Here is a 26,419-nt window from a genome sequence, read left to right on the forward strand (position 1 = left end):
GGTTACCCCTCCGGCACAAGCGGTCTCGAGGCTCGTCGCTCTCGCTCCTCACACCTCGACCACCGGAACGAGGACGCTTCGCCCCTTCTGATGGTCGAGGTGCCGACGAGCGCAGCGAGGAGACCTCGAGACCCGCCGCAGCCCGAGTGGCGCACACACGTCCGGGCGCCGACACTGGGAGTATGCGTGATGTTCTCCCCGCCTTGGTTCGGCACCTGGAGCGCGGTCCGGTCGCCCTGGCCCGGGTGATCTCGACGACCGGCGCGTCGCCGCGTGCTGTCGGGTCGGCCATGCTGATCACCGAAGACGGGGAGATCATCGGGTCGTTGTCGGGCGGGTGCGTCGAATCGGCGATCATCGACAGTGCCGCACAGGCGTTGAGCGACGAGACCGCGATCATCGAGCACTTCGGACTCGCCGACCCCGACGGCATCGCGATCGGATTGACCTGCGGCGGAGAGATGGAAGTGCTCGTCGAGCCGCTCGGCGCCGGGCACCTGAGCGCGGTGCAACGGATCGCCGCAGCGGTGGCCGCAGGCACACCGATCGCCCTGGCCGCCACCCTGAGCGCAAGCCCGACATGGCACGTGGCCACTCCCGATGACCAGCGACCGTGGCGACACCTCGACGCCGACATCGCCGACCTGCTCGTCTCCGGACGCAGCGGCATCATCGGCGTCGACGACTGCGAGACCGGCCCACAGGGTGACCGGCCACGCACGTTCGTGCAGACCTTCGCCCCGCGCTCACGGCTGATCCTGGTGGGCGCCAACGATTTCGTCCGCGCGCTCGCCACCCTGGGGTCGACGCTCGGCCATCACGTGACCGTCGTCGATGCCCGCGCGGTGTTCGCGACCCGCGCGCGGTTCCCCGACGCCGACGAGGTGATCGTCGACTGGCCCCATCGCTATCTCGCCCACGAGATCGCCGAGCACCGCACCGACAGGTCGACCTGCGTGTGCGTGATGACCCACGACACCAAATTCGACGTCCCGGCGTTGCGCACGGCGTTGGGTTCCGACCGGGTGGGATTCGTCGGCGCGCTCGGTTCCCGCCGGACCGTCGCCGACCGAAACGCCCGCCTCGTCGAGGCGGGTGTCACGGCAGATCAGTTGGCGCGGTTGCGTTCTCCGCTGGGTTTGGATCTCGGGGCACACACCCCGGCCGAGGTCGCCGTGTCGATCGCCGCTCAACTGATCGCCGACCGGCACGACGCCTCGGGGATGTCGTTGACCCTACGGAGTGGACCCATCCACCGGTGACCCCGAGGCCGGTGACTCCGCTGCGGTCGACTCCGCCGCCGGTTCGCCGGTGGTGGAATCGACGGCGATGTCGGAGGTCACCGACGACGTCGGGGCGGCCGACATGTCCTGTGCGGGAAGCACATGCTCACCGGTGCGGTCACAGGACAACGCCAGCGAGCTGATGTACTGCTTCTCGCCGTTCGGGCCGGGCACCGCCGAGGCGATCATGTCGGGGCGTTCGAACTCGATGCCGGTGACACAGCACAGCAGTCGCGCATCGGTCGGGTTGCCGTGCTCGTCGTACATCGGGATGTCGATGCCGTCGTCGTGACGACGCAGGTAGTACTTCCCCTTGGTGGCCAGCGCCAGGATCGGCGGCAGCACGACGGCGAGCACCAATGCCACCAGCGGCGAGTAGGGCTGGATCGCATCACCGAAGACGTGGAAGTACACCAGGATCGAAGCTCCCGCCGACACGATCAGCGATCCGAACCCGACGGGGTTCACGTTGTGGATCATGCCGCGCCGGAACTCGGGCTGCTTGGGCGAGATCCCGAGCAGGTACTTGTTGATCGCGATGTCGGAGGCCACGACGGCGATCCAGGCGATACCGCAGTTGGCGTAGAAGTTGAGCAGGTTGTTCAGGAAGCTGAACATGTCGGCTTCCATCAGCACGATGGCGATGAAGACGTTGAAGAACAGGAACACCAGTCGACCCGGGTAGGTCTTGGTGACGCGGGTGAAGGCGTTGGTCCAGGCCAACGATCCCGAGTATGCGTTGGTGACGTTGATCTTCACCTGGCTGATGACCACCAGGATCACCGCGAGGGTCAGTGCGAGCCAGTGCGGCAGGAAGTCCTGATAGATCTCGACGAACTGGTGCACGGGCTGGTTGGCGATCCCGGCGTTGTCGATGCTGATGCCGATGAGGTAGACGGCCAGGAACAGGCCGACGATCTGCTTGATGGCACCGAAGAACACCCAGCCCGGTCCGGCGGTGAGGGTGGCGATCCACCACTTGCGGTTGTTCTCCGGGGTGCGCGGCGGCATGAATCGCAGGTAGTCGATCTGCTCGGCGATCTGCGCGATCAGCGACAGACACACGCCTGCGGCCAGCATTGTGCCGGCGAAGCTGACACCCTTGCCCAGCGGGTTGCCCGCCGAGTCGACACCGCTGAACGCGAAGAAGTCACCGATCGCCGACGGGTGCTTGATCACCAGGTACAGGAACGGCAGCACCATCATGATCAGCCACAGCGGCGTGGTCCACACCTGCAGTTTGGCCAGGGTGTTCATGCCGTAGATGACCAGCGGGATGATCAGCACCGAGGACAGCAGGTAGCCGATCCACAGCGGGATGTGCAGGCCCAGCTGGAGGCCCTGCGCCATGATCGAGCCCTCGAGTGCGAAGAAGATGAAGGTGAAGGACGCGAAGATGACGTTGGTCAGCACCGAGCCGTAGTAACCGAATCCGCTTCCGCGCGTGATGAGGTCGAGGTCGATGTTGTACCGCGCGGCGTAGTAGGCCAGCGGATAGCCGGTCAGCACGATCACCACCGCGAAGAACAGGATGCCCCACAAGGCATTTCCCGTGCCGTTGGCGATGCCGATGTTGGCACCGATCGCGAAGTCGGCCAGGTAGGCGATACCGCCGAGGGCCGAGATCGCGACGACTCCCGGGCCCCACTTGCGATAGCTGCGCGGTGCGAACCGAAGTGTGTAGTCCTCCAAGGACTCACGCGCGGCGGCTGCCTGCGCACCAGTGGCGATGATGCTGTGTTCGGCGTTCTCGATCTCTCCGACCCCTGCGGAGAGATCGTCGGCTCCGTGGTGTTTTTTCGACACGCAGTCCCCTTCCAGGAATGAACTGCGATCACGCTAGGGCTGACGCGTTTCTGAAAGGCACCCCTGCATGTTTCGGGAACGTAACGCGCTCGGCAAACCGGGCAATCCGAACACCGGAGACACAGAACCGATGGGCCCGAACTACTTTCCGGAGAAGCGCGGGGCGCGGCGCTCGGCGCGCGCGGCGCGGCCCTCGGCGAGGTCGTCGCTGTGCCAGGCACGCATCATCGCGGCATGACGTTCTTCCGGCGCCACGTCCCGGGCGCCGTCGCCGTTGAGCACGAGTTTGTAGTGTTGCAGGGTCAGCGGCGCAAGCTCGGCGATGGTCGCCGCCCAGTGCTGGGCGTCGGCCAGATCACCGATGCGATTGGCGAATCCGAGGTCGTGGGCCCGATCGGCCGAGAGTGGATCGCAGCCGATCAGCATCCCGGCGGCCTGCCCGGCGCCGACGAGTGAGACCAACCGGCGGATGGTCCATTCATCCACGGCGACACCGATTTTGGCGGCCGGGATGCCGGCGATCGCATCGGGTGCCATGACCCGCAGGTCGGCGGCCATGGTCAGCTGGAGTCCGGCGCCGAGCGCCGCACCGTTGACCGCGGCGATCACCGGCACCGGGGTCGACTCGATCTGCTGCAACGTGGCGACGAGGTGGTCGAGGAAGCCGGGGTCATACACCGGACCCGACAGGTCGGCGCCGGCGGAGAACGCACTGCCCCGCCCGGTCAGCACGATCGCCCGGGCACCCGCATCGACAGCCGCGGTGAAGGCCGCGCCGAGAGCCTCGATCACCGCTCCGTTGAGAGCATTGCGCTTGTCGGGGCGGTCGAGTTCGATTGTCGTCACCGCACCATCTGCACTCGTTGCAATCATGAACGCAGAGCCTACCGAGCCGGTGGCCGGTACATGCCGCTCACATGGACATGACAGGCTGGCGTGATGCACACCGATACCGATGTCCTCGTCATCGGCGGAGGTCAGGCGGGATTGTCGGCGGCCTACTTCTTGGAACGCTTCGGGCTGCACGGACGGTATCGGCTCCTCGACCATTCACCCGGCCCCGGCGGCGCCTGGCAGTACCGATGGCCGACGCTGACCCTCGCCGCCGCAAATCATGTCCACGACCTGCCCGGATACGGGCTCGTCGAGGCGCTCGGCGTCGAGTGCGATCAGTTCCCGGCGGCCACCGCCGTCCCCGACTATTTCGGTCGGTACGAGGAGAAGTTCGGGCTGACGGTGGCGCGACCGGTCCACGTGCGCGCGGTGCACCGTGACGGTGACGGCTTCCGGGCGTCGATCGTGGCGCCCGACGAGCACGGCGAACGCCGGGAATCCGAGGTGACGACGCGGACGCTGATCAACGCCACGGGCACCTGGGATCGCCCGTTCATCCCGCACATCCCGGGCATCGGCGACTTCCGGGGACGCCAGTTGCACACCCACGACTACAACGGACCCGAGGAGTTCGCCGGACAACGCGTCCTGGTGGTCGGCGCCGGGATCTCGGCGATCCAACTCCTCATAGAAATCGCCCGCAATGCCCCCGAGGTCACCACGTTCTGGTGTTCGCGCACCGAGCCACACTTTCGCGACGGACCCTTCACCCCCGAGGAGGGCCGGGCGGCGGTCGCACGTGTCGAGGAGCGGGTGCGTGCCGGCCTGCCGCCGACCTCGGTGGTGTCGGTGACGGGCCTGTCACTGACGCCGGCCGTCGCCGCGGCCCGGCGCGACGGGATTCTGCGGTGGCGACCGATGTTCACCCGGATCACCGAGACCGGGGTGTGCTGGGATTGCGGTGGCGGTGACCTCGGGGTCGGCGATCTCGGGGGCGGTACCGAACTCGACGTCGACGTCCTGTTCTGGAACACCGGATTCCGCAGTGCGCTGGACCATCTCGCGCCCCTGCACCTGCGCGCGCCGGGTGGCGGGATCACCATGACCGGCCGACTCGCCACGACGGTGGCCGCCGATCCTCGCATCCAATTGCTCGGCTACGGACCGTCGGCGTCGACGATCGGCGCGAATCGGGCCGGTCGGGAGGCCGCACGCGTGATCGCCGATCTCCTCGACGCCTCCTGATCAGCCCCTGATCAGCCGGTCACCGACAGCTCACCACGGCACGCGCCGGAGCTCGTGTAGCGCACGAGGGCGCCGAGGGTGTCGACGGTGACATCGAAAGCCACTCGGCCCGAACCTGTCTCGATGCGCGCGATGGTGCTCGATCCGCCGAAGGCGCCAATGCGGGTCCACCCGGACGATGCGTCGCCGGAACCACCGCCCGGGGCGGTGTTCGTCCACAACACGCGCACGCGCTGATCGAATCCGAGCAGCGGTGGTGGTGTCGTCACCGTCAGCGACACGATGCCCGCGCCCGCCGAGGCCACCGTGACCGAGCTCGTCGATCTCAGTAGCCCAAGATCGGCGAGATTCGGGTTCACATAGGTCATCGCGCAGAGTCGTGTGGCCGGCGCGGCCTGCGCCGGTGCGAGACCCACCGTGGACGACGCGACCACCACGGCGGCGGTGACCAGGGCGGCACCGGGTATCGATCGGGCCATCGGAGACCTTCTGTTCTCCCCCGAACTCGTTACCACCCACCCCTCGGGACACGACCGTTTTCACCGTGTCACGGGCGCGACCGAGCCCGCGACCCTTCGCCCGAAGAGCACACGAACGGACGACAGTTCCGCATACAGACTTGACAGATTGTTGGGTTTTCCCAACACTTGGTTCTATGAGTCCGGTCAGACGGGGAGAGAAGCTCCCGATCTTCAACCGCATCGGCGTCCTGCGCGCCGAGCGTCGGATGTCTCGGGCCGCACTGGCGGCACTCGTCGGGATCAACGTGCAGACCGTCGGCGCTCTCGAACGCGGTGATCACTATCCGAGCCTCGACCTCGCCTTCCGCATCTGCGATGTGTTCGAGCTCCCCGTCGAAGCGGTGTTCAGTCGCACCGAATTCGGCGCGATGTCGGCCGAGCTGTACTCCCGCCGATCCAACGAAGGGACAGGTGCCTGATGTACGACCAGAATTCCGCCATCCCCGAAGAGGCACAGCCCGAACTGTGGCGACGCTATGACGAGTGGCGCGGTGAACGTCACCGCCGTTTCACCGCGCGCCACGCACATCGGCTGCCCCGCTGGCGCAACCGCCGCGCCTACCGGCGCGTGGTCGTCGCCCAGGCGCTCGCCATCGCCCTGATGATCGTGGGTGCCGTCATCGGGTTCTTCTCCGACATCTGGTTCCTCCCGCCGTGGATTCTCGGCGCAGTCGTCACGATCACCGCTCAGCGACTCCTGCGCATCATCACCGGCTCGGTCGGCGACGCACCGGTCAGCGCCCTCGACGAAATCCAGCTCGCCCAACGTAATTCGGCGCGCTCGATCGCTTTCATCGTGCTCTTCTCGCTGATGTTCATCCCATATTTCATCCTGATCGCGATGTCGATCCCCGTCCACATCGACCGACAGGCCATCTACGGCGTGGCGATTCTGCTGATCTCGCTGGTGCTCGCCGCCGGAGTGCTGCCGTCGATGCTCACCGCGTGGTGGATGGCCGACTCCGATCCCGAAGACTATGCCGAACCCGAATCGTCCACCTGGAAGGGAGAGCTCCGATGAGCGACCCGTTGATCATCGACGGCCTACACAAGAAATACGGTGACGTCGTCGCCCTGCACGACATGACCTTCACCGTCCAACCCGGGGAGATCTTCGGCTTCGTCGGCAGCAACGGCGCCGGCAAGTCCACGACCATGCGGATCATCCTGGGCGTGCTGGCCGCCGACTCGGGCACCGTGGCACTCGGTGACCGCCCGATCGACCTGCCCACCCGTCGTCGTATCGGTTACATGCCCGAGGAGCGCGGGCTCTATCCCAAGATGAAGGTCGGCGATCAGTTGCGCTTCCTCGCCCGGCTGCACGGGATGTCGGCGGCCCAGGCCGACGAGTCGGCGCACCGCTGGACCGAACGTCTGGGTGTGGCAACACGTTTCGGCGACAACGTGGCCGATCTGTCGTTGGGTAATCAGCAGCGCGTCCAGCTGGCAGCCGCGCTCATCGCCGACCCCGCGGTCCTGGTTCTCGACGAGCCGTTCTCCGGCCTCGACCCGGTCGCCGTCGACGTCATGAGTGATGTCCTCAAAGAGAAAGCGGCCGAGGGCATCCCGGTGATCTTCTCCTCACATCAACTCGACCTCGTGCAACGCCTGTGCGACCGCGTGGGCATCGTCGTCAAGGGACAGATGCGCGCGCTGGGCAGCGTCGAGAGCCTGCGCGCCCGCGGCGGGGTGACCCTCGAGGTCGAGGGCCCCGGCATCGGAACCGCTTGGGCCGACGGCATTCCCGGGGTTCTCGATGCCGATTACGGACCGACCACGCTGCTGCGCATCGACCCCGACTCCGTCGATGACCAGCAGGTGCTCGCCGCGGCCCTGCACACGGGGCCGGTACACCGCTTCACCAGATCCACACCGTCCTTGACCGACATGTTCCGAGAGGTGGTATCGGCATGAGCACCCCGACCCAGACCCTGCCCCCGACCGCACCCGATGGCGGTGCCGGCGCGATGACGTCGGTGTGGCTCATCGCCGAGCGCGAGATCTCCACCCGCGCCCGCACCAAGTCGTTCCTGTGGAGCACGATCGCGCTGATGCTCGTCATCGTGATCGGGCTGATCGTGTGGAAGGCGTTCAGCGGCGGTGGCACCGACACCGACAAGGTGGGCATCGTCGGTGCCGACACCTCCCTCTCGACGACGGTCACCGAGGTCGGCAAGGCCGCCGGCACCCCCGTCTCGGTGCAGACCGTCGATTCCCCGGCACAGGCCCGTTCCCAGGTCGACAGCGGTGATCTCGACGGCGCGATCGTCGTCGGACCGTCCGGATCGTTCACGTTGATCAGCAAGAACGGACTCTCCGACACACTCTCGGGTGTGCTGCGTTCATCGATCTCCCAGACCACCCTCGCCACCGGTCTGGCCGAACGCGGTGTCGATGCAGCCGATCTGCCACGTGCCACGATCGCCGAGGATCAGACCCAGCCGGCCAAGCCCGACAACGGCCAGCGGATCATCATCGCCATCGTCGGGGCGATGCTGCTGATCATGGCGATCATGCTCGGCGGCAACATGATCGCGGTCGGCGTCGTCGAGGAGAAGACCTCACGCATCGTCGAGCTGCTGCTGGCCACCGTCAAACCGCTGCACCTGATGTGGGGCAAGATCCTCGGCATCGGCGTCGTCGCACTCGGTCAGGTGGTGGTGCTCGGCGCGACAGCCCTGATCGCCGGTGCGGCAACGGGAATGCTCACCATCGCGGGCACCGCGGTCGGGATGTTCGCGGCCACCCTCATCTGGTTTCTCCTCGGATTCGTCTTCTTCGCGACGCTGTACGCCGCCGCCGGTGCGCTGGTGTCCCGTCAGGAGGAACTCGGGTCGACCATCATGCCGCTGACCGTGCTGTCGATGGCGGTGATGTACGCGGGGATCTTCGGAATCCAGGCCCTCGACTCCACCTTCATCCAGGTGCTGACCTGGATTCCGCCGTTCTCCGCGGTGCTGGTACCCATCCGGATCGCGACCGGTGACACCGATGCCATGCAGATCGTCATCACCCTGATCCTGATGATCGCGGCCTGCGCGGTGGCCACCTGGATCGCGGCGCGGATCTACCAGCGGTCGATCCTGCGGACCGGCAGCCGGGTCAAGTGGTCCGAGGCGCTGTCGATGACCCGGTGAGTTCTCGCGACACGGTGACTCAGCCCGCCGGGACCTGCTCCGGTTCGTCGTCGACGACCGGCGCGGGTCCGTGCGGCACGAAGTCCTTGGACCGGATCATGACCAGTGCGCACACCCCACCGAGCACGGCGACCACACCGCTGACCCAGAACAGCAGGTTCAGTCCGTCGGCGTAGGCGGCGTGGATGCCACCGGTCGGGTTGTCGTGCATTGAGCTGGTCATCCGCGAGCTGAACAGCGATCCGTAGACGGCGATACCCACCGCGATGCCGATCTGACGGAAGGTGGTGTTGATGCCCGAGGCCATCCCGGACCGGTGCACCGGCACCACACCGACCGCGGTGGCGGCCAGCGGCGGATTGACCAGGCCACTGCCGATGCCGGCGATGACGAGTCCGGGGATCAGATGGGTCCACGACGAGCCGGCTTCGAGTCCGGCCATCGCAAACAGGCCACCACCCACCAGCACCAGCCCGGGGCCGATCAGCCATCGCACCGGCATGTGCTCGGACAAACGGCCGGCGATCGTCGCGAAGATCATCGTGCAACCCGACATCACCAGCAGCCGCAGACCGGTCTCCAGGGCCGAGAAGCCGAGCGAATTCTGTAGGTAGAGAACCAGATAGAGCAGCATCGCGAACAGTGACCCGTTCATCGTGAAGGCCGCGATCAGACCACCACCGAAGGTCGGGATGCGCAGTAACCCCAGGTCGAACATCGGTTGGGCGACGCGCAGTTCGACGATCACGAAGGCCACCAGGAGCACCGCGGCCGCCGCGAAACATCCCAGCACCAGGCCGTCGGTCCACGATCGCTGACCCGCTTCGGTGAGGCCGTAGACGCCGACGAGCAGTCCCGCGGTGAAGGTGAGCACTCCCGGCCAGTCGATGCGCCGCGCGTGCGGCGAGCGCGACTCGTCGACCATCCGCAGCGTCAGGTACAGGGCGACGATCCCGATGGGCAGGTTCACCAGGAAGATCGCCCGCCACGTGATACCGGTGGTCAGGACACCGCCGAGGATCGGTCCGAGAGCCGTCGCGATGCCGGTGACCGCACCCCATGCGCCGAAGGCCAGTCCGCGTTCGCGGCCGTGGAAGGTCGCGGCCAGCAACGCCAGCGACGTCGCGAAGAGCATCGCTCCGCCGATGCCCTGCAATGCCCGGGACACGATGAGCATCGTCGGGTCCTGCGCCACCCCGCACAGCAGCGAACCGAGCGTGAAGATGACCAGCCCGATCGAGAAGATGCGACGTCGGCCGAATTTGTCCGAGATCGATCCGGACGTCAGCAACAGCGACGCCAGTGCCAACGCGTACGCGTCGGTGACCCACTGGAGCTGGGAGAAACTCGCTCCGAGCGCGTGCTCGATGTCGGGGAGTGCGACGACGACGATCGTGACGTCGAGCAACAACATGAATGTCGCCGCGCAGACGACGACCAGAGTCCACCATTTTCTTGCCATGCCCCAAGTCTGGCGACCCGAACGACCATCGTCGCCCTCGGTCCGAGCAGACGTAGGATTCCACCCATGAGCGCCCGAATCGCGTTGGAATCCTCCACCCTCGACACGTTGGATGCGCAGATCACCCGAGCGCTACAGATCTCGCCACGGGTGGCCTTCGCCGAACTCGCCGAGATCCTCGACGTGGCCGAACAGACGGTGGCCCGACGCTACCGACGGATGCGGCGCGACGGATACCTGCGGGTCACGATGACCGCCGATCTGCACGGCACCGGCGGCGCCAACTGGCTCGTGCGCGTGCGCTGCCGGCCGGAGGGCGCCGACACCATCGCACGGGCGATCGCGGCGCGCGACGACGTGTCGTGGGTGTCGATCTACGGGGCCGGCTGGGAGGTCGACTTCAACCTCCGAGCCCCCGCCGACGTCGAGACGCACGAGCTGCTGCACGAGATGTTGCCGAGGTCCGCGCCGGTGCTCGACGTCGCACCCGCCGAGATCCTGCACACCTACATCGGCGGGGCGGGCGAGCATCAGGACACGTGGAGCGATGTCCTCACGTCCGCACAGACCGCGGCGTTGCGGGCGACCGCACCACCGGTGGTGTCGTCGAAAGGTGTTCGGGCGGAGCTCGACGACATCGATCGCCTCCTGATCGACGAACTCGGCCGGGACGGCCGGGTCGCATATTCGACGCTGGCGCGCACTGCGGGGAGTACGCCCGGGAAGGTGACGCGTCGCGTGGAACGTCTCATCGGTTCCGGGGTGGCCTACTTCCATGTGGATCTGGCAACTGCGGCAATCGGGTTGCGCAGCACCGCATTATGGCTCACGGTTGTGCCGCGATCACTGGCCTCGGTGGGGCGGGCGCTGGGTACCGATCCCCGAATCCCGTTCGCCGCCGCGGTCACCGGCCGTGCCAACCTGACCGCCAACGTGATCGGCGCAGGCCCCGACGACCTCTATTCCTTTGTCACCGAAGACCTTGCACGGCTGGACGGGATCACCGGTTACGAACTCGTCCCGCTGCTGCGCCGGGTCAAACATGCGGGCGCACTCGTGCACGGCGACAAACTCGCGCCGCCTCAGATCTCGCCGAACCGACGCAGGGCCTCTTCCCGTTCGGCCTTGTGATCGACGATCGGCTCCGGATAGTCGTCGGTACCGTACTCGGGCACCCACTGCGCGACGTAAGCACCGTCGGGGTCGAACTTCTTCGCCTGCGCCTCCGGGTTGAACACCCGAAAGTACGGCGCCGCATCGGTTCCCGTGCCGGCCGCCCACTGCCAGCCGTGCTGGTTCGACGCCATGTCGCCGTCGAGGAGCTGATCGAGGAACCATCGCGCACCCCACCACCACGGCAGGTGCAGATCCTTGACGAGAAAGGACGCGGTGACCATCCGCACCCGGTTGTGCATGAACCCGGTCTGCGCGAGCTGGCGCATGCCGGCATCGACGAGCGGAAAACCGGTGCGGCCCTGCTTCCACGCGTCGAATCGTCGGTCGGCGGCGGCGTCGGTGTCGAGGTCGATGTCGTCGAACTGGCGATTCCAGTTGTGCCACGCCGACTCCGGCCAATGATGGAGGACGTCGGCGTAGAAGTCACGAAATGCCAACTCGCGCAGGTACGCCTGCGCGCCCTTGCCGGTGCCGGTCAGGTCGGCGGCCAGGGTGCGCGGGTGGATGTTGCCGAACTTCAGGTACGCCGACATCCGGCTCGTCACATCGAGATCGGGCCGGTTGCGGTCGTCGTCGTAACCGGCGAGATCCTCCGCGACGAACTCGCCCCACCGCGCCAGGGCGGCGTTCTCCCCGGCGGGAATGTCGGTCGTCGTGGGCGCCTTGGGTATTCGGATGCGACCGGAGCGGGTGAGGTCGGACGGGTCGACGAGATCATCGGCGGTGACCGACGTCGACGCGGGTGTGCGCCACCCGTGATCGCGCCACTGCCGGAAGAACGGTGTGAAGACCTTGTAGGGGCTGCCGTCGGACTTGGTGACGCGACCGGGCGACACCAGGTACGGCGAACCGACCGGCTCCCAGGACACATCACCGGCGTCGTCGAGCGCCGCCACCACGGCATCGTCACGACGGCGGCCGAACGGCGAGAAGTCTTCGGAGACATGGACGGTCGACGCGCCGACGGCGTCGACCAGCCGGGGGATCTCCTCGTCGGGACGCCCCCGCACGACGAGGAGTCGACCGTCGAGGCGCTCGTCGAGCTCACGCAGCGAATCGACGAGGAATGCCAGGCGTCGGTCGCCGGCGGACTTCTCCAGCCGGGGGTCGAGGACGAAGCAGATCAGGACGCGATCGGCGGCGGCGAGCGCCTCGGCGAGTGCCGGCAGATCACCGAGCCGCAGATCGCGTCGCAACCACAGCAGAGCCGTACCGGTCGGCTCCGATGCCGATGCGGCCGACCCACCCCGGGTGCGTGTGGCGGCGGAGATCTATCCCACGCCCAGCAGATCGATGACGAAGACCAGGGTGCGGCCCGAAAGTCGGTGTCCCGCACCGGGAGGGCCGTAGGCCAGGTTCGGCGGCACGGTCAGACGCCGACGGCCACCGACCTTCATTCCCGGGATTCCCTCTTGCCAGCCCGGGATCAGCCGTTCGAGCGGGAAGTGCGCGGACTGACCGCGATCCCACGACGAGTCGAACTCCTCGCCCGACTCGAAATCGACTCCGACGTAATGGACATCGACGACGTCGCCCCGCTGGGCCTGGGCACCGTCACCCTCGATGAGATCGACGACCTCGAGTTCGGCGGGGGCGGGGCCCTCTGGGAATTCGACTTCTGGCTTTTCGGCACTGGTCATCGGGACTCTCCTTTGAGTCGTCGGTTCTCTGGTGGCTCGGGCCCTTCGTGGACGACAGGGCCCGTCGGGCGGGCGAGCGCCTCAGCGATCCCCGCGTGCGATGTAGTCGCGTTCGGTGTAACCGGTGTACAGCTGGCGCGGACGCCCGATCTTGCCGGTCGGGTCGGAGTTCATCTCCCGCCAGTGCGCGATCCAGCCGGGCAGCCGGCCGAGTGCGAACAGCACGGTGAACATCCGGGTCGGGAAGCCCATCGCGCGGTAGATGACGCCGGTGTAGAAGTCGACGTTCGGGTAGAGCTTGCGCTCGATGAAGTAGTCGTCGTTGAGGGCGACCTCTTCGAGGCCCTTGGCGATGTCGAGCAGGTCGTCCTGCACGCCGAGGGAGGTGAGGATCTGATCGGCGGTCTTCTTCACGATTGCCGCGCGCGGGTCGTAGTTCTTGTAGACGCGGTGCCCGAAGCCCATCAGCTTCACGCCGGCTTCCTTGTTCTTGACCTTGGTCATGAACGCCTGGGTGTCGCCGCCGGAGTTCTTGATGTCCTCGAGCATCTCGAGTACGGCCTGGTTGGCGCCGCCATGCAGCGGGCCCCACAGGGCGTTGATGCCGCCGGAGATCGAGGTGAACAGGTTGGCCTGCGACGACCCGACCAACCGGACCGTCGACGTCGAGCAGTTCTGCTCGTGGTCGGCGTGCAGGATGAACAGCATGTCGAGGGCTTTGGCGACCTCGGGATCGACCTCGTACGGCTCGGCGGGGAACCCGAAGGTCATCCGCAGGAAGTTCTCCACCAGGCTCAGCGAGTTGTCCGGGTAGAGGAACGGCTGGCCCGCCGACTTCTTGTAGGCGTAGGCCGCGATCGTCGGCAGCTTGGCCAGCAACCGGATGGTCGACAGTTCGACCTGCTCGGGATCCTTGGGGTCCAACGAATCCTGGTAGTACGCCGACAACGCGTTGACGGCGCTGGAGAGCACCGGCATCGGGTGGGCGTTGCGCGGGAATCCGTCGAAGAACCGCTTGAGATCCTCGTGCAGCAGGGTGTGCCGCTGGATCTTGTTGGTGAACTCCTCGAGCTCGGCCGGGGTCGGCAGTTCGCCGTAGATCAGCAGGTAGCTGACCTCGATGAAGGTCGACTTCTCGGCCAGCTGGTCGATGGGGATGCCGCGGTAGCGCAGGATGCCCGCGTCGCCGTCGATGTAGGTGATCGACGACTTGGTGGATGCGGTGTTGACGAATCCACCGTCGAACGTGGTCAATCCGGTCTCGGACAGGAACTTGCCCAGTTCGACCGAATCGCTACCCTCGGTGGCCTTCAGGATCGGGAGCTCGAGTTGCCCACCGGGATAAGTGAATGTTGCCGAAGCCGCATCGGTTGTGCCGTCGGCCGGGACTGTTTCAGCGGACACTCGTGGACCCCTTTACTCAGGTGCGAGATTTTCCTCTTCGCCCATTACGGGCTCTTGAGAACCTAACCTAGTCTCCCCCGAGCTCGCTCGCCCACGGAGGGTCCGCCCCCGGACGCGAGACGGTGATCCCGGCCACCTTCACGGCGAACCGCGCGACCTCGCGCCACTGCTGGTCGTCGAGGCCGCGCACCGCGGCCGACGACAGTGCACCATCGCGATCGAGTTGGTGCAGGATTGCGCCCATGATGCTGTCACCAGCGCCGATGGTGTCGGCAACGGTGACCCGGGGCGCCGGGATACGACTCGTACCCGACGCGGTGACGACGTCGATACCGTCGGCGCCCGCGGTCACGAGCACCGCACACACCCCGGCGTCGAGCCAGTCGGCGGGACGCGAACCGTTCGGTCCGCGGCCGAGCCACTCGGCGTCCTCGTCGGAGAGCTTGACCACGTCGACCGCGTTCATCCACGACGCGAACCGGGCGCGGTAGGCGTCGGCGTCGGCGATGACGGCGGAACGGATGTTGGGGTCACAGACGACCAACCGCCCCTCCTCGTGACACCGGCGCATCGTCGCCTCGTACACGCTCGCACCGGGCTCGAGAACCAGTGACAGCGTGCCGAAGCCGACCGCAGCGACCGTCGGCGCGAACGGCCCGGGGTCGGCGACGAAGCGGTCGGCGGTGCCCTCCACATAGAACGAGTAGTGGGCGGCACCGTCGGCGCCGATGGTCGCCAGGGCCAGGGAGGTGGGCTCGGCACGCCGTTGGACCAGAGTCGTGCCGACGCCGCTGTGCCGCAATGCCGACATGACGGCCTCGCCGTAATCGTCGGTCGACACCGCCGAGCAGAACGAGACCGCACTTCCCAGCCGCCCCAAGGTGATCGCGACGTTGAACGGTCCCCCGCCCAGGGCCGGCTGCAACGGGGGCAATTGCCCGCCGCCGACACCCGGTGGGGCCGTGGCCACCACGTCGACGAGCGCCTCACCGCACACGACGATCTCCCTCATCGACCGATTCCGACCACTGCGTACGTCCGTCCCGTCCTCACGGCATCAGTCTGCCATCGCCCGGCGGCGCCGATGTCGGCTATGGGTGAAACGACGACGAGACCAAAACAGCAGCGGGCGGGTAGATTCGACGGATATGAACGAGTTGCCCGCGGGACGCGATGCGGTGTTGCTCGACTTCGGTGACGACCCGGTCGCGGTGCGCCGAGCACACCGGGCACTACGCGCGGCCACAGCCGCGGGCGATCTGCCCGGCGTCAGCGAGATCGTGCCCAGCGCATCGACTGTCCTCGTTCAGTTCGAGCTGGGAAGCGGCGCGGATTCGTTGGGAATCCACCGGGTGTTGCGGGGTGCGGTCGCCGACGACGACGCGACGCCGGAGACCGACGACGAGGTGACGATCACCGTGACGTACGACGGCGCCGATCTCGACGGCGTCGCCGCCACCCTGGGGTGCGGGGTCGGTGATGTGGTCGCCGCGCACACCGCGACGCGGTGGCGCGTCCAATTCATGGGATTCGCACCGGGTTTCGGCTACCTCGTCCCCGAGGATGCCGACAACCCGCTGCTCCGGATCGGCCGGCGAACGCAGCCGCGCACCCGGGTGCCGGCCGGCGCGGTGGCCGTCGCCGCCGGATACAGCGCGGTCTATCCACGCCCGAGCCCCGGGGGATGGCATCTGTTGGGCCGCAGCGATATCCGCCTGTGGGACGAGACGTCGGATCCGCCGTCGCTGCTGTCACCGGGCACGCTGGTGCGATTCGTCGACGCCGCCCGCGGTGACACCGGAGAGCAACGGTGAGCGCGATCGAGGTGATCAGCCCCGGCCCGTTCGCGACGATCCAGGATCTGGGTCGGCCCGGGCTGGCCCATCTCGGTGTCCCCCGGTCGGGTGCCGCCGACCTCGTGTCGATGACTCTCGCCAATCGCCTTGTCGGAAACCGGGAATCAGCGGCCGTGATCGAAGCGACCTTGGGCGGGATACGAATTCGAGCGATGCGCGGCCTGGTGATCGCGGTGACCGGGGCGGGTGCGCAGGTGCGCGTCGACGATGTGCCGGTCGGCCTCGGCACAACCGTCACCGTGGCCGCGGGTTCGGAACTGGCCGTGTCGGCGCCGACCTGGGGTTGTCGCAATTACGTTGCGGTGCGGGGCGGAATCGACGTCGGCGCGGTTCTCGGTTCGCGGTCCACCGATACGTTGTCGGGGCTGGGGCCGCCACCGTTGTCGGCAGGTGATCTGCTCGAAGTCGGCGTCGAGACCGGGCCATGGCCCGCGGTGACGCATGCGCCGGTCGAGGCGACACCACCGACGGTGGTCGAGCTCGATGCGAGTGCAGGTCCGCGTTCCGGGCACCTGCACCGGGTCGGGGATCTGATGGTCGGCGAGTGGGAGGTGAGCGCCGACGCCGATCGGGTCGGGGTGCGGCTGGTGCGGCCTGACGGGTCGGATCATCCGTTGTTGCACCACCGTGCCGATGTCGGCGAACTCGCCTCGGAAGGCGTTGCCCACGGGGGGGTTCAGGTCCCACCCAATGGGCAGCCGGTGCTGTTTCTCGCCGATCATCCGGTGACCGGCGGCTATCCGGTCGTCGCGGTACTCACCGCTGGGGCGCTGGCGCGAGCGGCTCAGCTGGTCGCCGGCAACCGGGTGCGTTTCCGCTCCCGGTGAGTGCCGGCGACCAACCGGCACCGGTCACCACAGGTCGTAGCCGACGTTGACGGTCGGGTAGCCGGTGTCGATGTGTGCGTTGATCCAGTAGTTGCCGCTGGTGGTTCCGGTGGCGTTCAGATTGACTGCGCCCTTGGCGTTCTCGATGTTGTAGACCGCCTTGGGGCCGAACGCGCCGATCCGGTAGGTGACCATGACGCTCTCCGATGGGCTGTGCGGCGCGTTGGAGACGATCGTCTCGGTGGCGCCGGGAGCCAGCTGTGCCCGCGGGGACTGCACCCACTGCCCCGCTCCGGGAGTGGCGCCCTGCAGGAACTCGGTGTGGTTGGTGTGGTTGGTGATCGTCATGGCGACGGTCGGCTCACCGGGATGGGTGATCGGCACGGTTCCGGCGGTGGCCAGACCCGCTCCGCCGAGCACCAGTCCGGTGCCGACCCCGAGGCCGGCGAGGCCGATGAGTGCGCGGTTACGGAAGCGGCGGGCTGTGGTGATCGTGTTCATGGGGGTCTCCCTTGCGTCCGTGGCCCGCCGGGTGTGTGGCCGGCGGTCCGTGGTGTTTCTGACACCCATGACTCTGCCGTCGACGAGCGGCTCACCTCTTCACCTGACCAGCCGATTCACCGGAGGAACCATGCCTCCCCCGATCGGGGGAGCCTTGACTCCGGCGTGAGACGCTTCTAGTCTTTCGTCTCATGACCCAGGTTGCGTCTCCACCCGACACCGCGGTGCTTGGCCCGGACTCGTTGACCTGGCAGATCTGGGGGACGTGGACCGGCATGTTCCAGGGCCTATGGGCGGGGTCGATGCAGAACATGCATCCCAAGTTGGGGCAGGCCGTCTGGGATCACTCGGACTTCTTCGGGGAGCGATGGCAGCGTTTGCTGCGGTCGTTGTATCCGATCAGCGGCGTCGTCTTCGATCCGGTGGCCACCGATGGCGCGGCGGCGACCGGCCATGAGGTGCGCGACTATCACCGCACCATCAAGGGAACGATGCCGGACGGATCGCGTTATCACGCACTCGATCCCGATGTTTTCTACTGGGCGCACGCCACCTTCTGGTACGGCAACGTTCGGCTCTGCGAGCGATTCGGGCCCTGGCTCACCGAAGCCCAGAAACGCCAGTTGTTCGAGGAGTCCAAGGTCTGGTACGCGCAGTACGGCGTGTCGATGCGACCGGTTCCCGAGACCTACGAGGACTTCCTCGAGTACTGGGACCACATGTGCCGCAACGTACTCCGCGATCACGAGTCGGTACGCACCGTCCTCGACATCGGCTCGCTACCACCCCCACCGTTTCTGTCGTTCATCCCGGAGGGCTTGTGGCGTCGTCACATCGCGCCACGGAATGCGCGCTTCTTCGTGTGGCTGACCACCGGCTTCTACGATGAACCCATCCGCGAGATGATGAACCTGCCGTGGAGCGAGGCCGACGAACGACGATTCCGCCTGCTGGGCAGGGTGATCAACCTCGTGATGCACCAACTGACGCCGAAACGCTATCTCCGGCATCCCCGTCCCCGTGATGCATGGGACCGCGTCCGCGGACGCGTACCGCACTCCGCACCCCTGGTGGAGACGCCCGCCCGCAACCTGCCGCCAGAAGCCGAGCGCGACAACCCAATCCACTACTGCCCTGTGCATGCCGCCCGCACCGCCGACTATCCAACGCACGTCCACGCCTCGCGATAGCCCCGAACCCGGTCGAGGCTATACCCCCGATGGTCGAGGTGCCTTTTCTTGGTGGTCGAGGCATTCTTTCCAGGTGGTCGAGGTGCCTTTTCCTGGTGGTCGAGGTGCCCCCTTTTCTGGTGGTCGAGGTGCGACGAGCGCTAGCGAGGAGCCTCGAGACCCGTTGCACCGCAGCTGGTTCCACCCCACAGCGGAACCCCGTCACCGCGGGTAAGTGACAATCACCTGCCCCGTCCGCCGATTCCGCCACTCCACCCGCCGATCGGTGTACAACGTCGGCACCCACTCCGCGAGGTGTTTGCGTTGGTGATCAGCCCGACACAACGGGATCAGGTCACCGAGCACCGTCCACCCTCCGGCCTCGGGGTCGGTGTGGTTGAACGGCCGCCAATGATCAAGGTCGCACAGGTGTGACGGCATCCCGCAGAACGGAAACCGGCACCACGCATCATTGGCCAACACCTCAGCGCGCAACTTTGCGCTGGGTGCATACGTCAATGCCCCAGGAGGTGGCACGGTGTGACCACCGTGTCCGGTCGGATCCGCCGGCGGTGCCTGCGCGCGGTCGGAAATCTGCGGGATCAACGGACCAGCCGCACGCACGGATTCCGGGTAATGAATCGTCTTCGCGACCTCGGCCAAAGTCGTGGCGTAATCGCGGTCGATCGGCCCGTAACCCTGCAACCGCGGTACGAGAATCCCGTCCGGGTCAGTGACCACCGTCAACACGGGCGCACTCGGCACCACCAGGGCTCGCCCGAACGCCACCGGAACCTCATCCGGCGTCGGCTCATCCATCGGATCGGGGATCTCGGGTTCGACGACCGGCTCCACCAACTCGACGTCGGGCACATCGGCATCGGCAGGCGCCGGCAACAGGTCGTCCCACGCTGCCGCGTCCTCGGCGTCAGCGGGAGTTTCGGCCGACCCGTTGCTGTCGGTGCCGCCACCTCGTTTCGGGCAATCATCTTGTCCGCATTCGCAGTCGAGGTGCGCTCCCGGCACACCGGTGATCTCACCCAGTGCGATCACCCGCAGCGACCCCACGCGACGCGGGTCCTTGCGGCAAGTGCGTTCATCGATCAACGCCTCGATCTGCGTTGTGAGAAACACCCCATAATGCGCCGGCACAACCGCATCCAGAGAGGAGTGCCCCGCAACATCGGGGGTGATGGTCACGTTCCCCACCAGGTCGGTGATGGTGTCGCGGTCCTCGATGACACTGTCGGGGTTCATCGAGATCAGTGCGGCGTCGAGCTGCTGCGCCAGTACCGGGTCGGTGGTAGCGCGGGATCCGTAATCCAGGACGATCTTCTCGAACGACATCCCGGACTCGTCACCGGTATCGATGCTGTCGCTGTCGCTGTCGGTCTCGGTGTCAGGGTCGGCGCCACGCTGTGCAGCGCGCGCCATGATCGAGGCCCTATTCGTCGAGAGCTCCCCATTCAAATAGGCGGCACGGATCAGGGGGAACTTCTCCAACAGCTCCGCCAACGCCACCCAACTCCCGGCCTTACTGCGAGAGACCTTGAACTGCAACGACACCTCGGCGCGGCCGAGTTTCTCGGCATGCTCGACCACCGAACCCCACACACCGGTCTCGGACCGACCGGCCAGATGCTCACGAAACACCCGCTCCGCCAGAGCAGCGGCTGCCAGGACCGTCCGGGCCTCGTACTTGCGCGATTGGCGCAACAACTCAGAGCCGGTCTCGATGAGCTCATCGCGCGACATCGACGTGATCGCGGCGGCGTCGGCATCCGGATCGGTGAACGTCAACACACTCGACATCCGAACAACCTCCCCTCCGCAGCGATCGAACCTTATGGGCACAAGTGTACGAAGGGGTACCGACAAAACCGGCGCGATGATCGCCAGGCTGGAGAAATCTGTGGACAACTATTTCTACTCATCGACCGGGCGTCGAATTACGTCGACCGGGCGCTCTGTTGCGTCGAGTGGGTAGTGGATGTGATTGCGATGCTTGTCATCTCACCAGGGTCTCGAGGCTCGCCGCACGCGGCTCGCACCTCGACCACCGGGGGATCCTTTCCGATGGTCGAGGTGCCGAGGAGCGCCAGCGACGAGGCCTCGAGACCCCGCTCGCCGATGAGTATCCGCACCACCCGTCGAACCGAACCAGCACCGGCACAAGCGGTCTCGAGGCTCGCCGCACGCGGCTCGCACCTCGACCACCGGGGGAAGGGGCAAGCGTCGGAAGGTGGAAGCCCTCGACCATCGGGAAAAACGGTCGAGCGTCGGCGGTGGAAGCGCTCTACCATCCGGCGGAAGGGGGAACACTTGGCTGCTGGAAGCACCCAGAGGGCTACTGCTGGCCGAGCCCTCGCTGCATCGCGCGCTGCACGCGGGCGGCCTCGCGCTTTGCGTACGGATTGGCTTGTCCGGCACGCGAACCCGCGAGTTTGGCACCGATGTGCTCGCCGACGGTGATCGGCGAGTAGCGGCTGCCGGCGCCCACACAGGACGGCAGTGTGGAGATGGTGGCGTCGATGTTGCCGTCATGGAAGTAGGCGGCAGACCTGCGCCGTTCGATGGTGCCGTCGACGATGGGCGGCTTGACGCGGTGCAGTGTCGACATCCAGCGTTCGTTGGTCCAGCGCGCCATCAGGTCACCGAGGTTGATGAGGAGCGCACCGTCGGTCGGGGCGACGTCATGCCACACCCCGTGGTGGTCGAGCACCTGCAGGCCGCGCACCTGGTCTGCCCAGAGCACCGTGACGATGCCGTAGTCGGTGTGCTCGCCCATGCCGGTCAGTTCACCGTCGAGTTCGATCTCGCCGGGCGGCAGCGCATAGTTGTTCATCCGCAGCACGTCGAGGGAATGGTCGGTGTAGCCGTCGAAGAAGTCCGGCGGGAGGTCGAGTGCGTCGGCGAAGATGCGCGTCAGCACGTGTGCGACGCGTCGGGCCTCGATGAAATACGTCGACACCGCAGCCTGGAAATGACTGACCGCGGGCCAGGTGTTGTCGGCGTAGTGATCGGCGGGCAGCTCGAGTCCGGGATACTGCTTCGCCTCGACGCCCACGTTGAATGCCTCGAAGAAATCATTCATCCGCCCCGCCGATTCCACGCCGAGACTCAGCGACAGCGACTCGGATTTCGGAGGTGCATAACCACGGTTGATCTCCGGCGGCGTCCGGTAGGCCTTCTTCTCGTCGAGCGGCAACGCGAAGAAGTCGTCCATGACGGCGGTGAATTCCTCGATCACCGCGGAGGGGATCTGGTGGCCGACGATCTGCATGAATCCGACCGAACTCGCCGCGTCATCGATCTGCGCCGCGACCACCGCGCGGTCGGCGGCGCTACCTCCGTCGGTGTAGGCGGAGATGTCGATGATCGGAACGCGAAAGGAGTCCACGGACTCGTCGACGGTCGCAGTCATGGCCACCATGGTGACACCGATCGAGAGGATTCGCTGATCAGCGCGGCTGCCGCGGTCAGGCGTGTTGGCCGACGCGGTAGCGGACGAAAGCCGGAATGAACAGTGCGGCAACGATGGTCAGCACCACCACGGCCGCTCCGCCGAAGGCCGTGGTCGCCGCGACGCCGACGACCGCTGCCGCCGAACCGTGCGCGACGTCGGCGATGCGCGGACCACCGGCAACCACGACGATGAACACCCCCTGCAGTCGCCCGCGCACCTCGTCGTTGGCCGCGGCCAGCAGGATCGACTGGCGGAAGGCCGCCGAGGCCATGTCGGCGGCGCCGCCGATCATCAACAGCACCAGGACGACCGGCAGCCACGGCATTGCCGACCCGCCGGCGAACCCCACCGCCACACCCGAGAGCGCGATCGCCACACCCCAGATGAGGATGCACATGATCACCGCGAATCCCTGCCGCTGAACACGACTGACCCACCCGGAGAACACCCCGCCGACGACGGCGCCCGCCGAGATCGCGACGAACAGCAGCGCAAAGGCGAGGCCGCCACCGGACGGACCACCGAAGTTCTCGTGCGCCATCTGCGGGAACAGCGCCCGTGGCATGCCGAAGATCATCGCGATCAGATCGACGAGGAAGGACGCCATCAGCACCTTGTGCCGGGCGAGATAGGTCAGGCCGTCGATCACGGACCGCAATCCCGCGACCTTCGGCGCGTGCTCGCTCTCCGGACGCAGCGCAGGCAGCAGGATCACCGCCCACAGCGTGGCGAACAAGAAGATCGTGTCGATCAGGTACAGCACCGAATACCCCAGCACCGGGATCAACGCGCCGCCGACGAGCGGTCCGGCGATCGCGCCGGCCTGCATCACCGTCATGTTCAGCGACAGCGCCGCCGGCAGTTCGGACGCGGGCAGCAACCGCGGGAGCACCGCTGTCCGTGTCGGCTGATTGACCGCGAAGAAGGCCTGCTGAACGGTGAAGAGCGACAGGATGATCCAGACGTTGTTCCAGCCCATCGCCGACTGCAGCCAGAACAGCGCACTGGTGCCGATGAGTCCGAAAGTGGTGACGACCAGGATGATCCGGCGATCCATGACGTCGGCAAGCGCCCCGCCCCAGAGGCCGAATACGACCAAAGGGACCAAACCGAATATTCCGGTGAGTCCGACATAGGCTGAGCTACCGGTGATCTCGTAGATCTGCGCAGGCACCGCCACCACGGTGAGCTGCGCGCCGATGACCGTGACGATGTTGGCCCACCACAGTCTCCGGAAGTAGCGATTGGACAGCGGCCGGGTGTCGGCCAGGAGACGACGCACCGAAACAGCTTAGGGGATCGAAGAATTGCCCCCGGCCGCTCCCCCGCCTACTCCGCCGTCGGCGGCCAGGGTGTCGAGCATCGCCAGACCCTCGCGTGCCCAGGCGATCTCCGCCTCGCTCCGGGCGACCATCCCGGCATAGGTGTGCGCCTTGAAGGCCACGATCCGCTCGTGATCGGAGTCGGGAAAACGCGAGAGCCTGCGCATGATCATCGGATCGGTGCGCGCGACGATTCCCGCGTGCACCGCGAGCAGCAACTGCCGCTGCTCGGTGTGATGGGCGATGTGATCCTCGAAGAATCGCCGCGCGCCCGCGGCATCGGTCCATTCGAGATAGGCGGCCTGTAGGTGGTGGGTGTCGCGCGGCGGCGAGTACGGCAGCGCTCTGCCCGCCCAGTCGATCAGTTCCTCGAGTCCGGCGTCGGTGATCGTGTACTGGGTCTTGGTACTGCGCGGCCCCCAGCGGACGGCGCTGCTCTCCACGAGTCCGTCACCTTGCATCCGCTTGAGTTCGGGATAGATCTGCGAGTCCGGCGCCGACCACACGTGCCCGACCGAACCGCTGAACCGCTTCGCGGCGTCGTATCCGGTCGCCGGCCCGGCGCTGAGCAGGGCCAGCAGTGCGTGTCGCAGGCTCACGGCTGCAGCCGCAGGACTTCCCAGACCCCGTCGACCATCGTCAGACGTATCCGGTTGTGCAGCCGGTTCGCGCGGCCCTGCCAGAATTCGACGCACGCCGGCTCCAGGCGATACCCACCCCACTGCGGGGGCACCGGGACCGGGGTGTCTCCGTCGATGCCGCCACACCGCGCAGCGACGTCGGCCGCCTTCGCCTCCAACTCCGCCCGGCTGCCGATGGGACGGGACTGCTCGGAGGCGAGCGCCGAGAGCTGCGAACCCCGCGGCCGCTTGTACCAATAGTCTTGTGTCTCTTCGGGACTCACTCGGACCACCGCGCCCCGGAAGTGCACCTGACGTTCCAGTGCGATCCACGGGAAGGTCACCGACGCAACGGGATTGGCGGCCAGGTCACGGCCCTTGTCGGAATCGTAGCCGGTGAAGAACACGATTCCGGCGGCGTCGGCGCCCTTGCACAGCACGGTCCGCGTGGCCGGCAACCCATGGGCGTCGACGGTGCCGAGGACCATCGCATTCGGCTCGGGTATCCGCGCGTCGAGGGCCTCGTGCAGCCACACCTCGAACAGGTCGAGCCACGGTGGGTCGCCGCGCAACCAACTCGGATCGAGGTTGTCGCGCACCCCGTCGGCCCCGGCCGCGCGATCTCCGTCGCCGACGTTGGGCGGGATGCCGCCGCCGTACCCGACACGCATGTTGGGCAGGTCGATCCCGGGTCGTCGGGGCCCGCCGTCGATGGATTCGCTCACTGTCCAGACGCTACTCCGGGCGAGTGCCGTGACCAGCGTGGCGGGGCGGTTACTCCCCGGTATGACGGCCTCTGCGGACTGTCCTACAGTGCACACAGAGGATGCCCCCAGCCCGGCATCCCCGGCACAGCGCCGTGCGGAACAGAAGGTGGTCGCAGACATGACGAACAAGATCCCCGACGACTTCGTCCCCGGCCTCGAGGGCGTCGTCGCCTTCACCACCGAGATCGCCGAACCGGACAAGAACGGCGGCAACCTGCGCTACCGCGGTGTCGACATCGAGGATCTCGTCGAGAACAAGGTCACCTTCGCCGACGTGTGGGCACTGCTCGTCGACGGCCGGTTCGGCGACGGTCTGCCACCCGCGGAACCCTTCCCGCTGCCCATCCACACCGGCGACGTCCGCGTCGACGTGCAGGCCGCGCTGGCGATGCTCGCCCCCATCTGGGGCTACCGGCCGCTGCTCGACATCGACGACGCCACCGCCCGCGCGAACCTGGCGCGCGCGTCGGTGATGGCACTGTCCTACGTCGCGCAGTCGGCCCGCGGCATTCACCAACCTGCCGTGCCGCAGCGTATCATCGACGAATGTGACACCGTCACAGCACGATTCATGACCCGGTGGAAGGGCGATCCGGACCCGAAGCACATCGCCGCGATCGACGCCTACTGGGTCGGAGCGGCCGAACACGGACTCAACGCGTCGACGTTCACCGCCCGGGTGATCGCCAGTACCGGAGCCGATGTGGCAGCGGCGCTGTCCGGGGCGATCGGCGCGATGTCGGGGCCGCTGCACGGTGGCGCACCGGCACGGGTGCTGCCGATGATCGAGGAGGTCGAGCGCACCGGGGACGCGCGGGCGCTGGTCAAGGGCATCCTCGACCGCAAGGAAAAGCTGATGGGGTTCGGTCACCGGGTCTATCGCGCCGAGGACCCGCGAGCCCGCGTCCTGCGCCGCACCGCCCAACAGCTCGGGGTGCCGCGCTACGAGGTGGCCGCGGCGTTGGAGCAGGCCGCACTCACCGAACTGCGCGAACGCCGCCCGGACCGCGCAATCGAGACCAACGTCGAGTTCTGGGCGGCGGTCATCCTCGACTACGCCGAGGTACCCACCCACATGATGCCCGCCATGTTCACCTGCGGCCGGACCGCGGGCTGGTGCGCACACATCCTCGAACAGAAGCAGCTCGGCAAACTCGTCCGCCCGGCCGCGCTCTACACCGGCGCCGCACCGCGGCGGCCCGAGGACGTCGAAGGGTGGGGTGACGTGGTCAAACCCGGCCTCTAGTCGACCAATCCGCGACGCCGGCCCGGCGGCTCGGTGACGAAGACTGCCAATTGTCACCAGGGTGTCGGGGGCGGCGGGCTCTAGAACGAGATGAAGGACCTTTTCGCAGGTCACATCTGGATCGGAGCCCGTCATGA

General features: G+C 67.0%; 25 protein-coding genes. 11 read left to right on the plus strand and 14 right to left on the minus strand.

What is annotated here, in order from left to right:
• The first annotated feature begins 182 nt into the window (after positions 1–182).
• Positions 183–1,262, plus strand: a complete 1,080-nt coding sequence (locus AC5ZH6_RS20960; RefSeq protein ID WP_020170258.1) for an XdhC family protein — start codon at positions 183–185, stop codon at positions 1,260–1,262.
• Here the strand turns inward: AC5ZH6_RS20960 and AC5ZH6_RS20965 are convergent.
• Together AC5ZH6_RS20965 and AC5ZH6_RS20970 are read right to left on the minus strand one after the other, a co-directional pair.
• Entirely contained in the window at positions 1,236–3,089 is a 1,854-nt protein-coding gene (locus tag AC5ZH6_RS20965; RefSeq protein ID WP_006368248.1) for a purine-cytosine permease family protein, read from the minus strand. The genes AC5ZH6_RS20960 and AC5ZH6_RS20965 overlap by 27 nt on opposite strands.
• Before the next feature lie 141 nt (positions 3,090–3,230).
• Entirely contained in the window at positions 3,231–3,962 is a 732-nt protein-coding gene (locus AC5ZH6_RS20970; RefSeq protein WP_020170257.1) for an enoyl-CoA hydratase, read from the minus strand.
• Positions 3,963–4,028: 66 nt separating this feature from the next.
• Here AC5ZH6_RS20970 and AC5ZH6_RS20975 point away from each other — a divergent pair, with 66 nt between their 5' ends.
• A complete protein-coding gene (locus AC5ZH6_RS20975) occupies positions 4,029–5,168 on the plus strand; it encodes an NAD(P)-binding domain-containing protein (RefSeq protein ID WP_288337002.1) in 1,140 nt (379 codons plus the stop codon).
• Positions 5,169–5,179: 11 nt separating this feature from the next.
• Here the strand turns inward: AC5ZH6_RS20975 and AC5ZH6_RS20980 are convergent, their stop codons facing one another.
• Positions 5,180–5,647, minus strand: a complete 468-nt coding sequence (locus AC5ZH6_RS20980) for a hypothetical protein (RefSeq protein ID WP_211543954.1) — start codon at positions 5,645–5,647, stop codon at positions 5,180–5,182.
• Positions 5,648–5,823: 176 nt separating this feature from the next.
• On the opposite strand from AC5ZH6_RS20980, the gene AC5ZH6_RS20985 reads away from it, so the two are divergent.
• Genes AC5ZH6_RS20985 through AC5ZH6_RS21000 form a run of 4 tightly spaced genes read left to right on the plus strand, consistent with a single transcriptional unit; the run spans position 5,824 to position 8,826 of the window.
• Positions 5,824–6,108 (plus strand): helix-turn-helix transcriptional regulator, encoded by a 285-nt coding sequence (locus AC5ZH6_RS20985; protein WP_006368244.1) that lies wholly within the window; start codon positions 5,824–5,826, stop codon positions 6,106–6,108.
• Positions 6,108–6,710 (plus strand): hypothetical protein, encoded by a 603-nt coding sequence (locus AC5ZH6_RS20990; protein WP_211543952.1) that lies wholly within the window; start codon positions 6,108–6,110, stop codon positions 6,708–6,710. Before AC5ZH6_RS20985 ends, AC5ZH6_RS20990 begins: the two co-directional genes overlap by 1 nt.
• Positions 6,707–7,603 (plus strand): ABC transporter ATP-binding protein, encoded by an 897-nt coding sequence (locus AC5ZH6_RS20995; protein ID WP_014361232.1) that lies wholly within the window; start codon positions 6,707–6,709, stop codon positions 7,601–7,603. The genes AC5ZH6_RS20990 and AC5ZH6_RS20995 overlap by 4 nt, the downstream gene beginning before the upstream one ends.
• On the plus strand, positions 7,600–8,826 hold the full coding sequence (locus tag AC5ZH6_RS21000; RefSeq protein WP_006368241.1) for an ABC transporter permease: 1,227 nt from the start codon (positions 7,600–7,602) through the stop codon (positions 8,824–8,826). The genes AC5ZH6_RS20995 and AC5ZH6_RS21000 overlap by 4 nt, the downstream gene beginning before the upstream one ends.
• Positions 8,827–8,845: 19 nt before the next feature.
• Here the strand turns inward: AC5ZH6_RS21000 and AC5ZH6_RS21005 are convergent, their stop codons facing one another.
• Positions 8,846–10,288, minus strand: coding sequence for an MFS transporter (locus AC5ZH6_RS21005; protein ID WP_014361233.1), 1,443 nt, complete (start codon positions 10,286–10,288; stop codon positions 8,846–8,848).
• Between the two features lie 66 nt (positions 10,289–10,354).
• Here AC5ZH6_RS21005 and AC5ZH6_RS21010 point away from each other — a divergent pair, with 66 nt between their 5' ends.
• Positions 10,355–11,419 (plus strand): Lrp/AsnC family transcriptional regulator, encoded by a 1,065-nt coding sequence (locus AC5ZH6_RS21010; protein ID WP_006368239.1) that lies wholly within the window; start codon positions 10,355–10,357, stop codon positions 11,417–11,419.
• Here AC5ZH6_RS21010 and AC5ZH6_RS21015 read toward each other — a convergent pair.
• From AC5ZH6_RS21015 to AC5ZH6_RS21030, 4 genes are all read right to left on the minus strand, one after another.
• Positions 11,371–12,660 (minus strand): cryptochrome/photolyase family protein, encoded by a 1,290-nt coding sequence (locus AC5ZH6_RS21015; protein WP_020170253.1) that lies wholly within the window; start codon positions 12,658–12,660, stop codon positions 11,371–11,373. The genes AC5ZH6_RS21010 and AC5ZH6_RS21015 overlap by 49 nt on opposite strands.
• A 75-nt stretch (positions 12,661–12,735) precedes the next feature.
• A complete protein-coding gene (locus tag AC5ZH6_RS21020) occupies positions 12,736–13,104 on the minus strand; it encodes an FKBP-type peptidyl-prolyl cis-trans isomerase (RefSeq protein ID WP_020170252.1) in 369 nt (122 codons plus the stop codon).
• An 81-nt stretch (positions 13,105–13,185) separates the two neighbouring features.
• A complete protein-coding gene (locus tag AC5ZH6_RS21025; protein ID WP_006368236.1) occupies positions 13,186–14,508 on the minus strand; it encodes a citrate synthase in 1,323 nt (440 codons plus the stop codon).
• Between the two features lie 67 nt (positions 14,509–14,575).
• On the minus strand, positions 14,576–15,520 hold the full coding sequence (locus tag AC5ZH6_RS21030; RefSeq protein ID WP_020170251.1) for a carbohydrate kinase family protein: 945 nt from the start codon (positions 15,518–15,520) through the stop codon (positions 14,576–14,578).
• Between the two features lie 136 nt (positions 15,521–15,656).
• Here AC5ZH6_RS21030 and AC5ZH6_RS21035 point away from each other — a divergent pair, with 136 nt between their 5' ends.
• Together AC5ZH6_RS21035 and AC5ZH6_RS21040 are read left to right on the plus strand one after the other, a co-directional pair.
• The gene (locus tag AC5ZH6_RS21035; RefSeq protein ID WP_496167778.1) at positions 15,657–16,322 is read left to right on the plus strand and encodes a 5-oxoprolinase subunit B family protein; all 666 of its coding nucleotides are present in this window, start codon (positions 15,657–15,659) and stop codon (positions 16,320–16,322) included.
• Positions 16,319–17,191 (plus strand): 5-oxoprolinase subunit C family protein, encoded by an 873-nt coding sequence (locus AC5ZH6_RS21040; RefSeq protein WP_020170249.1) that lies wholly within the window; start codon positions 16,319–16,321, stop codon positions 17,189–17,191. Before AC5ZH6_RS21035 ends, AC5ZH6_RS21040 begins: the two co-directional genes overlap by 4 nt.
• 24 nt (positions 17,192–17,215) lie before the next feature.
• Here the strand turns inward: AC5ZH6_RS21040 and AC5ZH6_RS21045 are convergent, their stop codons facing one another.
• Positions 17,216–17,692 (minus strand): hypothetical protein, encoded by a 477-nt coding sequence (locus tag AC5ZH6_RS21045; protein WP_020170248.1) that lies wholly within the window; start codon positions 17,690–17,692, stop codon positions 17,216–17,218.
• Between the two features lie 191 nt (positions 17,693–17,883).
• On the opposite strand from AC5ZH6_RS21045, the gene AC5ZH6_RS21050 reads away from it, so the two are divergent.
• On the plus strand, positions 17,884–18,882 hold the full coding sequence (locus AC5ZH6_RS21050; RefSeq protein ID WP_020170247.1) for an oxygenase MpaB family protein: 999 nt from the start codon (positions 17,884–17,886) through the stop codon (positions 18,880–18,882).
• 201 nt (positions 18,883–19,083) lie between these two features.
• Here AC5ZH6_RS21050 and AC5ZH6_RS21055 read toward each other — a convergent pair whose 3' ends face one another.
• The 5 genes from AC5ZH6_RS21055 to pdxH all read right to left on the minus strand — a co-directional run bounded on the left by AC5ZH6_RS21055 (position 19,084) and on the right by pdxH (position 24,940).
• Positions 19,084–20,673, minus strand: coding sequence for an HNH endonuclease signature motif containing protein (locus AC5ZH6_RS21055; RefSeq protein ID WP_496167780.1), 1,590 nt, complete (start codon positions 20,671–20,673; stop codon positions 19,084–19,086).
• A 535-nt stretch (positions 20,674–21,208) separates the two neighbouring features.
• Positions 21,209–22,294 carry an isopenicillin N synthase family dioxygenase gene (locus AC5ZH6_RS21060; RefSeq protein WP_496167781.1) on the minus strand — a complete coding sequence of 362 codons (1,086 nt, stop codon included), beginning with the start codon at positions 22,292–22,294 and terminating at the stop codon, positions 21,209–21,211.
• Positions 22,295–22,340: 46 nt separating this feature from the next.
• Positions 22,341–23,609, minus strand: a complete 1,269-nt coding sequence (locus AC5ZH6_RS21065; RefSeq protein WP_496167783.1) for an MFS transporter — start codon at positions 23,607–23,609, stop codon at positions 22,341–22,343.
• Between the two features lie 9 nt (positions 23,610–23,618).
• Complete coding sequence (locus AC5ZH6_RS21070) at positions 23,619–24,248, minus strand: PadR family transcriptional regulator (RefSeq protein WP_020170242.1); 630 nt, start codon at positions 24,246–24,248, stop codon at positions 23,619–23,621.
• Positions 24,245–24,940 carry a pyridoxamine 5'-phosphate oxidase gene (gene pdxH, locus AC5ZH6_RS21075; RefSeq protein ID WP_496169254.1) on the minus strand — a complete coding sequence of 232 codons (696 nt, stop codon included), beginning with the start codon at positions 24,938–24,940 and terminating at the stop codon, positions 24,245–24,247. Before pdxH ends, AC5ZH6_RS21070 begins: the two co-directional genes overlap by 4 nt.
• Positions 24,941–25,154: 214 nt before the next feature.
• Between pdxH and AC5ZH6_RS21080 the strand changes: the two genes are divergently transcribed.
• Positions 25,155–26,282, plus strand: a complete 1,128-nt coding sequence (locus AC5ZH6_RS21080) for a citrate synthase 2 (RefSeq protein WP_006368225.1) — start codon at positions 25,155–25,157, stop codon at positions 26,280–26,282.
• Positions 26,283–26,419: the final 137 nt, after the last annotated feature.

It is taken from the genome of Gordonia sp. YC-XJ4, assembly GCF_059511865.1.